This window comes from Streptomyces sp. NBC_01298 (assembly GCF_035978755.1).
Lineage (GTDB): Bacteria > Actinomycetota > Actinomycetes > Streptomycetales > Streptomycetaceae > Streptomyces.
This window is the reverse complement of sequence record NZ_CP108414.1, coordinates 145,984-158,219: the sequence shown is the minus strand read 5'-3', so window position 1 is coordinate 158,219 and position 12,236 is coordinate 145,984. Positions and strand designations below refer to the sequence as shown.

Annotated in this window: 8 protein-coding genes; 5 read left to right on the top strand and 3 right to left on the bottom strand. The window is 72.9% G+C overall.

Features of this window, described 5'->3' with window-relative positions:
• Window positions 1-57: 57 nt before the first annotated feature.
• Window positions 58-372, bottom strand: a complete 315-nt coding sequence (locus OG730_RS00725; protein WP_327302230.1) for a MarR family winged helix-turn-helix transcriptional regulator — start codon at window positions 370-372, stop codon at window positions 58-60.
• Between OG730_RS00725 and OG730_RS00720 the strand changes: the two genes are divergently transcribed.
• The 4 genes from OG730_RS00720 to OG730_RS00705 all read left to right on the top strand — a co-directional run bounded on the left by OG730_RS00720 (window position 302) and on the right by OG730_RS00705 (window position 2,244).
• Window positions 302-709: an alcohol dehydrogenase catalytic domain-containing protein gene (locus OG730_RS00720; RefSeq protein WP_327302229.1), complete on the top strand. Its 408-nt coding sequence runs from the start codon at window positions 302-304 to the stop codon at window positions 707-709. The genes OG730_RS00725 and OG730_RS00720 overlap by 71 nt on opposite strands.
• A 35-nt stretch (window positions 710-744) precedes the next feature.
• On the top strand, window positions 745-942 hold the full coding sequence (locus OG730_RS00715; protein ID WP_327302228.1) for a zinc-binding dehydrogenase: 198 nt from the start codon (window positions 745-747) through the stop codon (window positions 940-942).
• A complete protein-coding gene (locus OG730_RS00710; protein ID WP_327302227.1) occupies window positions 939-1,289 on the top strand; it encodes a zinc-binding dehydrogenase in 351 nt (116 codons plus the stop codon). The genes OG730_RS00715 and OG730_RS00710 overlap by 4 nt, the downstream gene beginning before the upstream one ends.
• 490 nt (window positions 1,290-1,779) lie before the next feature.
• Window positions 1,780-2,244 carry a hypothetical protein gene (locus OG730_RS00705; protein WP_327302226.1) on the top strand — a complete coding sequence of 155 codons (465 nt, stop codon included), beginning with the start codon at window positions 1,780-1,782 and terminating at the stop codon, window positions 2,242-2,244.
• A 191-nt stretch (window positions 2,245-2,435) separates the two neighbouring features.
• Here the strand turns inward: OG730_RS00705 and OG730_RS00700 are convergent, their stop codons facing one another.
• On the bottom strand, window positions 2,436-2,927 hold the full coding sequence (locus tag OG730_RS00700; RefSeq protein WP_327302225.1) for a hypothetical protein: 492 nt from the start codon (window positions 2,925-2,927) through the stop codon (window positions 2,436-2,438).
• 205 nt (window positions 2,928-3,132) lie between these two features.
• Complete coding sequence (locus OG730_RS00695; RefSeq protein WP_327302224.1) at window positions 3,133-4,470, bottom strand: lipase family protein; 1,338 nt, start codon at window positions 4,468-4,470, stop codon at window positions 3,133-3,135.
• Window positions 4,471-4,775: 305 nt separating this feature from the next.
• Here OG730_RS00695 and OG730_RS00690 point away from each other — a divergent pair, with 305 nt between their 5' ends.
• Window positions 4,776-12,215, top strand: coding sequence for a non-ribosomal peptide synthetase (locus OG730_RS00690; protein ID WP_327302223.1), 7,440 nt, complete (start codon window positions 4,776-4,778; stop codon window positions 12,213-12,215).
• Window positions 12,216-12,236 lie beyond the last annotated feature (21 nt).

Below are 12,236 nucleotides of genomic sequence, written 5' to 3'. Positions count from 1 at the left end.
CTCGTTTGGTGTCCAAGGCGGGTTCAGGCTCGTGCGTGCGTGGATGGTGGTGAGGCCTCAGGTGAGCGGTGGGGCGGTGGTGTGGCGGGTTTGCTGGATGAGCACGGTGGTGGCCCTCTCCAGGAGTTCGCGCGGTGCGGCGTGTTCGGTGGGTGTGAAGGCATCGGTGAGTGCGCGTTCAAGGATGATCAACTCCTGGTAGGCGCGGTCCAGGAGGGCCCGGTCCTCGTCCGTGACGGTGGCGATCTGCACCTTGGCGTGGACCGGTGAGGTCTCGCGGCGGACGAGTCCCTTGGTCTCCATGGTGGTGAGCACGCTGCTCATGCTCTGCTGGGTCACCCCGCAGGCGCGGCCCAGTTGGGCGCCGGACATGCCGCCCTCGCGTGCGAGGGTCGTCCCGGGCCCGGGCCCCGGGCAGGTGGCGATCCACGTCGCCTACGCCGGGATCCAGTGGGGCGACACCATGGTCCGGGACGGCCACTTCCCCGTGCCGCGTCCCATCGTGCCCGGCTTCGAGGCATCCGGGCACATCATCGCGGTCGGCGATGGCGTCGACCCGGGCCGCATCGGTGAGCCCGTGGCCGCGCTGACCACCGCGGGCGCCTACGCCGAGGTGACCGTGGCACCCGCCGTGCTCGCCCTGGAAATCGGCGCCCTGCCGCTGCGGACGGCCGCAGGCCTTGGCTGGGGTGCGCCGCATACGACCTGATCAACGCGGCCTCGCGTGTACGCCCCGGCGAGAGCGTGCTGGTTCACGCTGCCGCCGGCCCGGTCAGCACCGGCACCCTGGCCGCCCAGTTCGCCCGACTCGCCGGCGCCGGCCGAGTCGTGGGAGTGACAGGCAGCACCGCCAGGGCCGCATCCGCCGCCCAGTTCGGCTACGACCAGGTCCTGCTGCGCGAGGACCTCCCGGCCGAGCTCGGAGAGGGAAGTTCGACGTGATCCCTGACCCGGTCGGGGGCTCGGCCCGGCAAGCCGGCCTCGAGCGGCTCGCAGCGCACGGCCGACTGGTGGCCTACGGAAATCTCAGCACCTACGAACCCGTCCTGGCCAACACCAACGACCTCCTCATGCAAAGGAAATCCCTCCTGACCTACAACAGCAACCTCCTCAGCCAGACCCACCCGGAGCGACTCGCCGACAGCGCCCGCCGCGCGCTCGGCCTCGTCGCCGACGGGCAAGTGCGCGTGGACGTCACCGCCGAGTACGCCCTGACCGACGTGGCCCATGCCGTACAGCGGCTCACCGACGGCTCCACCCACGGCAAGAGCGTCCTCCGAGCCTTCTGACGGCACGCACAAGACCATCGACCCACGAGGTGCCTCCGTATCGGACGCATGCGCAAGCGGCGGCCGACGCAGGGGTGCTGCTGTGTGAAGCGGCCGCGGGGACGGGGGCACCCGCCCTCGGAACGGGACGTACGACTCCTTCGCGCGCGCGGGCAAAGGGCCGTGTCCCGGCACCGTACGCACGTGGGAGCCGAGCCGCACCGCGCACGCGGCCCGGCCGTTCCGGACCTGCTGCGCGCACAAGGCGGCGCGCGATGGCCGGGCGGGTGGTCAGTGTGTCGTCGCGGACACGAATCGGCCCCTACCCGTCGCGCCCGTTCCGCGCCGATGTCAGGGCACGCACCAGACGGACCCGGTCCCGGTGTGGGCGTCGTGGTGGACCCAGTGGAGATTTCGTGAAACGTCGGACGTGCGGTCCGCGGGGAGCGGAGCGTGCCGGGCATGGCCTGGGCAAGCCGGGTCAACGGCATCTGATCATCAGGAGATGCGAATGAAGTTGCTGAAGAAGCGGTTACGCAAACCGCAGGTGCTGGGCGTCGGCGTCATGGCGCTGCTGCTCGGTCTCGTTGCCTCCCCCACCGCACAGGCGGCCCCCGCCGCCGAGCAGTGCAGCGGAAGCTGGGACGGCACGACGTACTGGGCCAAGAATCCGGCGGGGCGCAACGGGGGTGGCTACGCGCGCACCTACTGGAACGGTGCGACCAAGAAGAACTGCGTGAAGTTCTGGTCCAGTCCCTACGACGGCCTCGCCTCGCACGTCACCGTGGCGATCTTCGACGAGGGCGGCGACTACTCCATCGATCCGCCCAAGGAGCATCCGGCCAACCTTCGCTACTACGCCGGACCGTTGTACACCTGGTTCAACTCGACGGGGCAGTGCATCCGGGTGAGCGGCTCGCTGGTACGCGGCGGAGTGAAATACAACCTCGACACCGGACCGATCCGGTGCGGCTGATCCGTCGCCGCCGGCATGCGCATGCGCCCCACACGGGGCTGGCAGGGCTTCGTTGTCGGTGACCGTTTTTGTGGGGCTTCCCGCTGGGGGCCTACGGCTTCGGCTTTGGCCATGACGTTCATGGCTTCGCCGACTCGCCCGAAGGCGACGTGATCCGGCCTGTGGCGGTACCGGCGCCGCAGGGGGAGCGGTCACCGGGCGGGCCGCCGCCCGGTCACCCGGCATCGCCGGCCGTGCGCCAGCCGCGGCGTGTCCCGGCGAAGCCGGTCGGCCCGTCCGGGCGTCAGGAAACCGTGGTTGACGACGAACCGGCCGTCGTCACGGGCCGTCGTCACGTACATGAGGTGGCCGTCCGGGGACCAGAAGTACCGGATGTGGGGGTCCCGGCTCCAGCCCGGCGACGGGTGCCGGGACAGGGCCTGGTGACGGGCCGCCGCCTGCTCGTGGGTCATCCACGACCGCACCCGCCCCGCGTCCTGGTACTCCTCCTCGGTGAGCGGGACCCCGAACTCCCAGAGTCTGGGCAGCATGTCCAGCTGGGCGACCTCTTGGAGGTACTGGGCCTTGGCCCGGGCGTCGCCCCGGCGGCCGGCGGCCTCCGCGTCGTGTCGGCGGCCCTCCAGCCCCCGCTCCTGGTCGAACCGCAAGAGGGCTGCCCAGTCGAGCTGTTCCGCGGCGGTCATGCGAACCTCCCCCCGGCCCCCTCGTTGCGGGCCCTCGGCCGGGCCGCCGCCGGTCGGCGGCCCGTGCCCACCGGATGATCCTCCGCCTGGAGAGCGGGCGCCAGACACCACGGGGCGGGACCCGCAACCCGCCCGGCAGGCCACCCGAAGAGGACAACTTTCGGCCGGCGGGCCGGGCCGGGCGCCTGGGCAGCGCCCTCTGGTGTCAGGGCCTTGCCGTGGGGACCTCCGGTGCGAGCGAGTTGCCCGCGGGGATCCGGCCGCAGTCGGACGGGGGCGTCTTGCCCGCGAACCTGTCGCCCAGCCAGCCGAGGGCGGCGGGTGCCCACGGAACGGCGGCGCCGACATGGCTGAGCAGCTCGTACTGCCGGTACTTGATGGCGGTGTTGCCCTTGTCGCAGTACTGCCGGACCAGTGCGCGCACGTCTCCGGCGACCATGACCCCGTCACCCGTCCCGATGCCCGGGAGGTTGCTGAGGGTGCCCTCCAGGACACCTCCGTTGCCCTGGACGATGAACCCGGGTGCGCTGGGTGTGGCGGCCGAGCCGAGGTTGAGCTTGTTGACCGCCTCGACGAAGGGGGGAACCGAATTCGGGTTCGCGTACTCCGGCTTGACCATCTTCTTCCAGGTCAGTCCCGGGTACTGGCCCAGCGCGTTGACGATCGAACCGCGTTCGAGCTCCTTGAACACCTGTCGACCGTAGGCGTTGAGGTAGGGCTCGAAGTCGATGTCGTAGGAACGCGCCGCCCCGATGACGGCCATGGGTGCGACGCCGGCCCAGATGGAACTGCCGCTGACGTACTTGAGGTTGTGCGCCGGATCGACGAGCAGACCGCCTTCCGCGTATCCGACCAGCCTCCTGTCGACGTCCGGTGCGTAGCCCGGCGCGAGTGCGGCCGCCCAGTGGGTGGCGATGGCCCCGCCCGAGTAACCGGCAAGGCCGATGCGGGTGTTGGAGTTCAGACCGGTCTGCGGGGACTGGCTCGCGGCCCGGATCGAGTCCAGGGTGTTCGTTCCGTACTCCGGGCCGGCCGCGAAGTCGGCGTTCTGGCCCTCGCTGTCCGGGATGATCACGTTGTAGCCCGAGAGCAGGAGCGGCACCAGGAGGAGGGACTCACCGTTCGCGATCAGGCCGCCGAGCGAGACGTCGCCCGCGATGGCCCGGGAGGGGGAGTCCGCGGAGTTGAGGGAGTCGTAGAACGACTGGTACGAAACCGCCTTGCTGCCGTCTCCGTTGGGGCTGCGCACGATCGACGTGACCCCGGCGGACGGGCGGCCCTGCGCGTCGACGGTGCGGAACAGCAGCTGGATCGCGGTGACCGGCGTCGGGATGCCGAGGACGTGGTACTGCAGCGTCCGGGTCTTGAGCACGGCGCCCGGTGCGAAGGAGGACAAGGGCGTGCTGCCGTCGTACGCGTAGAACGAGTCGCCCGCCGCGACCGTCGACGAGGCGGACGGAGCGGCCGCGGCCGCCGGAGCGGCGGTGACGGCCAGAGCGGTGGCAACTGCGGCTGCCAGCTTCCCCATGGCGATGCGGTGCATGGTTCCCTCGGATTCGTCTCGTGGATCACCGGGACAGTCGTCATGCGTTACCGGTGGTAACAGCGCTGTAAGTTACCAGCAGGTAAAAGGCTTGAACAGGCCTGCGGCACCGCTCTGCGGCACCGCTCTGCGCCACCCGAGCTCGACAAGGCCGCGGGTTCTCCGTCCGGGCGATGCCGGTCACGTGAACCCGGGACCGTAAAGAGGCGACTTCACCCCAATCCGCACCGTTCCTAGGCTGAAGGGGCAATCAAGCGGAGCATGCGCCGCGTACCAGGCACCGGTGCGGCGTCGAGGGAGTTGTCTTGGCCAGTCACGTTCCGATCGAACGCCCTGTGGAGCCGTCGTTCAGCGCGTTCCGCGCATCGGCAGCCCAGCAGCGCATGTACTTCCTCCAGCAGATGGAGGAGGGCCGGCCGACGTACCACATGCCGGTCTTCTACGGCCTGGAAGGGCCCGTGGAGGAGACCGCGCTCCGCGACTGCGCGCAGGAACTGATCTGCCGGCACGAGGCGCTGCGCACCCGCTTCGTCCTGCGGGACGGCGAGTTGTGGCAGCACATCGACACCGGGGCCGTACTCGCCTGGTCCTCGGCCACCGCGGCCGGGGACCGGGACGTCGAGGAATGGATGGCCGCCGAACACCACAGGCCCTTCGACCTGGAGGCCGGACCGCTCTTCCGCGCGGCCCTGCTGCACACCCCCGACGGCGCCGTCCTCGCCCTCGCCCTGCACCACATAGTCGCCGACGGCTGGTCCGTCGGGATCCTCGCCCGTGAACTCCTCGCCGCGTACGCCCGGCGCGCCGACGATCCGCTGTCGGAGCCGGCCGAGGAGGGCCCGGAGTACCAGTACGCCGATTTCTCCGAATGGCAGGAGGAGTGGCTCCGGGGCGAGACCGCCCGGCGCCAGCTCGCCCACTGGGAGGAGCGGTTGGGCGGCGAACTGCCCGACGCGCCCCTGCCCCGGGACGGCCGCCCCGGGTCAGGAGCGGCGCCCGGCGCGGCGGCGCTGCACTCCTTCGAGGTGCCGGCCCCGGTGCTCGCCCGGATGGAGCGCCTGTGCCGCGACACGCACAGCACCCCCTACACGCTGATGCTGGCGGCCTTCCAGATCGTGCTGGGCCGGTACACGGGTACCGACGACGTGCTCGTGGGGACGCCGGTGGCGGGCCGCAACCGCAAGGAGTTCCAGGACACCGTCGGCCTGTTCGTCAACACGCTGGTGATCCGCGCGGACCTGTCGGGCAACCCCGCGTTCCGGATCCACCTCGAACGCGTACGGGACACCGTGCTCGACGCCCAGGACCACCAGGACCTGCCCTTCGAGCGGGTCGTCGACCGGATCGCGCCGGGGCGTACGGGAGAGGACGCGCCGCTGTTCCACGTCATGTTCGGCCTGCACGACGAGGACGGCATGACCGACGGTCTGCCCGGACCGAAGGCCCGGATGCTCGAAGGGCCCGCCGGAACGGCCAAGTTCGACCTGACCTTCGACGTCGTACGCAGCGGTGGGGTGACGAGCTGCCGGCTGGAGTACCGCGCCGACCTGTTCGAGGCCGCCACGATCGAGCAGTTCGGCCGGCACTTCGCCCGCCTTCTCGACGCCGCCACCGATCACCCCGAACTGCCGCTCGACTCCCTGCCGATGCTGTCGGGCGACGAGCGCGGCGGCATCGGGTCCCCGCTCACCGGCGATGCTCCGAGCCCGCCCCGCGGCATCCTTCCGCACGCCCCGGGCGAACTCCGCTGTGTCCACGAGCTCTTCGCGGCCCACGCCGCCCGCACCCCGGAGGCCGTCGCTCTCGTCCACGAGGGCGCGTCCCTCACCTACCGCGAGCTCGACACCCGGGCCAACCGGCTCGCCCACCGGCTGCGCGCCCTCGGCGTGGGCCCCGACACCCTCGTCGGACTGTGCCTGCCCCGCTCCGCCGACCTCGTCGTCGGTCTGCTCGGCATCCTCAAGGCCGGCGGTGCCTACCTCCCGCTGGACCCCGACAACCCGCCCGAGCGGCTGCGCCACATCATCGGCGACGCCCGCCTCGCGCATGTCGTCGGCACCACCGCCACCCGGGATCTGTGGGACACCCCCGGCGCCGTCCCCGATCCCGCCGACCCGCACTCCGCCGCCGCCCTGCCCGCTGCCGCCCTGCCCGCCGCCCTGCACACCGTCGACCTGCTCGCCGACGCCCCGCTCCTGGCCGTCCAGCCGGACACCGCTCCGCAGACCGGTGTGACCCCGGACCATCTGGCCTACGTCATCTACACCTCCGGCTCCACCGGCCTGCCCAAGGGCACCCTCGTGCCGCACTCCAACGTCACCCGGCTCTTCTCCGCCACCGACCACTGGTTCGGCTTCGGTCCCGACGACGTGTGGACCCTCTTCCACTCGATCGCCTTCGACTTCTCCGTCTGGGAGCTCTGGGGAGCCCTCGCCCATGGCGGCCGCCTCGTCGTGGTCCCGTACGGGACCAGCCGCTCGCCCGAGGAGTTCCACCGGCTGCTGCGCGCCGAACGCGTCACCGTGCTCAACCAGACCCCTTCCGCCTTCTACCAGTTGGCCCGCGCCGACGAGGAACACCACCGCACGGCCGGTGCGACCGGGTCCGGACTGAGCCTGCGGCACGTCGTCTTCGGCGGGGAGGCCCTCGACGTCGCGGCCCTCGCCGACTGGTTCGCCCGGCACGGCGACACCGCACCCCGCCTGGTCAACATGTACGGCATCACCGAGACCACCGTGCACGTCACCTACCGGCCGCTGACCGCCCGCGACGCCGAGGAGGGCCGCGGCAGCGTCATCGGCGTGCCCATCCCCGACCTGAGCCTGCACCTGCTCGACGCACGCGGCCGCACCGTCCCGCGCGGAGCCGTCGGGGAGCTGTACGTCGCCGGCGCGGGCCTGGCCCGCGGTTACCTGCGGCGGCCCGAACTCACCGCCGAGCGCTTCCCCACCGTGCCCGCCGACGGCACCGCCGGCCGCGTGGCCGACGCCCCCGCCGGGCTCTCGGCCGGCGAGCGGCTGTACCGCACCGGCGATCTGGCGCGCGCCCTGCCCGACGGGGACCTCGAGTACCTGGGCCGCATCGACCACCAGGTCAAACTGCGCGGCTTCCGGATAGAACTCGGCGAGGTGGAGGCGGCCCTGGCCGCCCACCCCCGCGTCGACGCCGCGGTCGCACTCGTCGCACCGGATCCCGCGGGGACCGACGTCCTCGTCGGCTACCTCGCCGTGACCGGGGCCGAGGACGGCGCCGGTCCCACCGTGCAGGAGCTGCGCGCCCACCTCGAGCGGCGACTGCCCGGCTACATGATCCCCGGCGCGTTCGTCACCCTGCCCGCCTTCCCGCTGACCGCCAACGGCAAGACCGACCGCCGCCGCCTGCCCGCCCCCGGCTCGGTCGCCCGGACCCCCTCGGCAGCCTACGAGGCACCCCGCGGGCCGGTCGAGACCGCGCTCACCGAGGTCTTCGCGCAGGTCCTCGGGCACGAACGGGTGGGCGCCCTCGACAACTGGTTCGCCCTCGGCGGGGACTCCATCCGCTCCCTCCAGGTGCTCGCCAGGATCCGGGAGCGCGGCCTCGACCTCACCATCGCCGACCTCATGCGCCGCCAGTCGGCCCGCGCACTCGCCCCCGCCGTGACCCGGCAGGCGCCGGCGCCCGGCGGCGCGGCCCCGTGCGAGCCGTTCGCGCTGCTCACCCCCGAGGACCGCACCGCCCTGCCCGAGGGCCTGGAGGACGCCTACCCGATGACCCGGCTCCAGGCCGGCATGCTCTACCACAGCGACCTGCCCTCGGCCGGCGGGCGCGTCTACCACAACGTGGCCTCCTACCTGGTCGAGGCGCCCTTCTCCGAAGCCGCCTGGCGGACCACCATCGGTGTCCTCGCCGCCCGGCACGAGATGCTGCGCACCTCCTTCGACCCGCACGGATTCACCGAACCCCTCCAGCTCGTACACCGCGGCGCCCGTCCGGAGATCACCTTCGAGGACCTGCACGGCCTCGACCCCGAGGCGCAGGACACCGCCGTCGCCGCCCGCTACGCCGCCGAGCGCGACCGGCCCTTCGCCTGGGACCGCCCCCCGCTCATCCGCTTCCACGTGCAGCGGCTCTCGGACACCCGGCTCCGCCTGTTCGTCGCCGAGCACCACGCCGTCCTGGACGGCTGGAGCGAACACTCGCTCCTGACCGAACTGGCCTCCTGCTACACCGAGGCGCTCGCGGCCCGCACCCCCGGGGACGGCCCCTCCCCGGACGCGGGCCCCCGCTCCCGGTTCGCCACCTTCGTCGCCCTCGAACGGGCCGCCCTGGCCGACCCCGGGCAGCGCGCGTTCTGGACCGGCAAGGCCGCCGACGCCCCCGCGACCCGGCTGGCGCGCCCGGCGGCGACCGGCGGACCCACCCGCATGTCCTGGTACCTCGCGCCGCTCCCGCAGGGGCTGCACGCCCGGCTGACCACCCTGGCCGCCGAGTGCGGCGTACCGCTGCGCACGGTCCTGCTCGCCGCCCACCTGCGGGTCATGGCCCTGCTGGGCGGCGGCGACGCGGTCACCACCGGAGTGGTCCACAACGGGCGGGCCGAGGAGACGGACGGGGACAAGGTCGTCGGCGCCTTCCTGAACACCCTGCCGCTGAGCGTCGAGGTCACCGGGACGCACTGGCGCGGCCTCGTCGCGCACGTCGCCGAGCTGGAGGCCGAACTGCACGCGTACCGGCGCTTCCCGCTCGCCGAGATCCAGCGCCTGTCCGGGGGCGGCCCGCTCTTCGAGACCTTCTTCAACTACACCCACTTCCACGTCGAGCAGGACGGGCCCACCGGTGGGAGCTTCACCGTGCTGGAGGAGACCGGGGAAGCCGGCACCGACTTCGCCTTCGGCGCCGAGTTCTCCCGCAGCCCCGACGGCTCCCTGCTCGAACTCGGCCTGCGCTACGACGCCGCCCAGTTCTCCGAGGAGCAGATGGAGAGCGCGCACGCCTCCTACCGGGCCGCCCTGCGCGACCTGTCCGAGGCCCCGGACCGCGACTGCACGGCCGCCGGCCTGCTCCCGGAGGCCGAGCACCGCCGCTACGCCGAGTGGAACCGGACCGCCGTTCCCTACCCGCGGCCGCACGTCCTGACCCGGCTGATCGATGAGCAGCTCGAGCGGACGCCCGACGCCCCCGCCGTCCGCTTCGAGGGCGCGGAGCTGACCTACCGCGCCCTCGGCGCCCAGGCCGACCGGCTGTGCGCGGTCCTGCGCGAACGGGGCGCCGGCCCCGGTACCTTCGTCGGCCTGCTGATGGAACGCTCCCTCGCCCTGCCCGTCGTCCTGCTCGCCGTCCTGAGGTCCGGCGCCGCCTACGTCCCGCTCGACCCGGAGCACCCGGCGCCGCGCGTGCGGTCCCTGCTCGCCGAATCGGGCATCGGCCTGGTCGTCACCGACGGAGCGTGGGCGGACCGGCTGGAGGGCTCCGCGGTCACCGTCGTACGGCCTCGGGACACCCCTCAGGACACCCCTCGGGACGCCCCGGCCGCCCCGACGGCCGCCGCGACCGACACCGTGGACGTCTCCGGTCCCGGCACGGGCCCCGGCCCCACCGACCCGGCGTACATGATCTTCACCTCGGGATCCACCGGCAAGCCCAAGGGCGTCGTGGTCTCCCACCGCGCCATCGCCAACCGGCTGCTGTGGATGCAGGACGAGTACGGCCTGACAGCGGGGGAGCGGGTGCTCCACAAGACGCCGTACACCTTCGACGTCTCCGTGTGGGAGCTCTTCTGGCCGCTGCTCACCGGCGCCACCCTGGTCCTCGCCCGCCCGGGCGGCCAGCGCGACCCCGGCTACCTTGCCGCTCTGATCCACGACGAGGGCGTCAGCACGGTGCACTTCGTCCCGTCGATGCTCAGCGTCTTCCTCGACGAACCCGAGGCCGTTACCAGGGCGGCGGGCCTCACCCGGGTGGTGTGCAGCGGCGAGGCCCTCCCGTACGAGGTGCAGCGCAGGTTCTTCGAGCGGCTGCCCGGAGTGGAACTGCACAACCTCTACGGGCCCACCGAGGCGGCCGTGGACGTCACGTACTGGCAGTGCCGGCCCGACGGCGGCGACACCGTGCCCATCGGCCGGCCCATCGCCAACATGCGCACCCACGTCCTCGACCGGCGCCTCGCCGAGGTCCCCCTCGGCGTCACCGGAGAACTCTTCCTCGAAGGCGTCGGCCTCGCCGACGGCTACCACGGCCGACCGGAACTGACGGCCGAGCGCTTCATCGAGCACACCGGCCCCGACGGCGTCACCCGCCGCCTCTACCGGACCGGCGACCTGGCCCGGCACCGCCCCGACGGAGCCCTGGAGTACGCGGGCCGCACCGACCACCAGCTCAAGATCCGCGGCTTCCGCGTCGAGCCGGGGGAGATCGAAGCGGTCCTCGCCGAACACCCCGGCGTCCGCGACTGCGCCGTCCTGCCCCGCGGCGAACGCCTCGTCGGCTACTTCGTCCCCGAATCGGCCGGCCCGGGCACCATCGCCGCACCCGACCCCGGTGACCTGGCCGTTCACGCCCGCGAACGGCTCCCCGAGTACATGGTCCCGTCCGCCTGGGTGTCCCTGGAGGCCCTCCCGCTGACCGCCAACGGCAAACTGGACCGGGCCGCCCTGCCCGACCCGGACCCCGCCGACCTGCGCGGCGGCGCGGAGCCGACTCCGCCCCGCGACGCACTCGAATCCCGCCTCGCCGGGATCTGGGAGCGGCTGCTGGCCGCCGGCCCGGTCGGCGTCCACGACGACTTCTTCGAGTCCGGCGGGCACTCCATCGACGCCCTGCGCCTGATCGGCCGGATCAACCAGGCCTTCGGCGAACGGCTCGGCGTCTCGGCCGTCATGGAACACCCGACCGTCGCCCGGCAGGCCGACCTGCTGCGCGGCCGCCACGCCGGGGCGGGACCCGACCCGGTGGTCCGCATCCGGCCCGAGGGTACGCTCGACCCGCTCTTCCTCGTGCACCCGATCGGCGGAAACGTCTTCTGCTACCGGGCCCTGGCTGTTGAACTGGAGCCCGGCCGACCGGTGTTCGGCCTGACGGCGCCCGGGCTCACCGCCCCCGACCCGGTGTCCGGGGCCACCGTCGAGGAGCTGGCCGCGGCGCACGTGGAAGCCCTGCGCCGGATCCGGCCCGAAGGCCCCTACCATCTGGCCGGCTGGTCCTTCGGCGGGCTCCTCGCCTACGAAATGGCCGTCCGGCTGCGGGCCGCGGGGCAGGAGGTGGCGACCCTCGCCCTGCTGGACACCGGCTACCCGGAGCCCGCCCACGTCCCCGCGGACGAGTGTGACCTGCTGGAGTGGTTCCACGAGGACCTGGCCCGCTCCGCCGGCTTCGACCCTTCCGGCGAGGGCGTGTCGGTCCTTCGCGGCGAGCTGCGGGGTGTCACCGGCACCACGGCCCGCCTCGCCGTCCTCGCCGAACAGGTGGAACGCGAGGGCTTCGCTCCCGGACTGGACCCGCGGGACCTCGCCCGGCACTACGCGGTGTTCCGTACGGGGATCCGCGCCGCCGCCGCGTACGAACCGCCGGCCGCCCCCTGCCCGGTCCTGTTCCTCCAGACCCGCACCGGGGGCCGCGAAAACGCCGCCGACCGGTGGGCCGGTCGGGCCGCGGCCGGCTTCACCCGCCACGACGTCCCCACCGACCACTACGGGCTGATGCGGCCGCCGCACAGCAGCCGGGCCGCCGCCCTGCTGAGCACCGCCCTCGCCACGGCCGACCACCGCTGAGCCGGGCCCGTAGGCCCACCA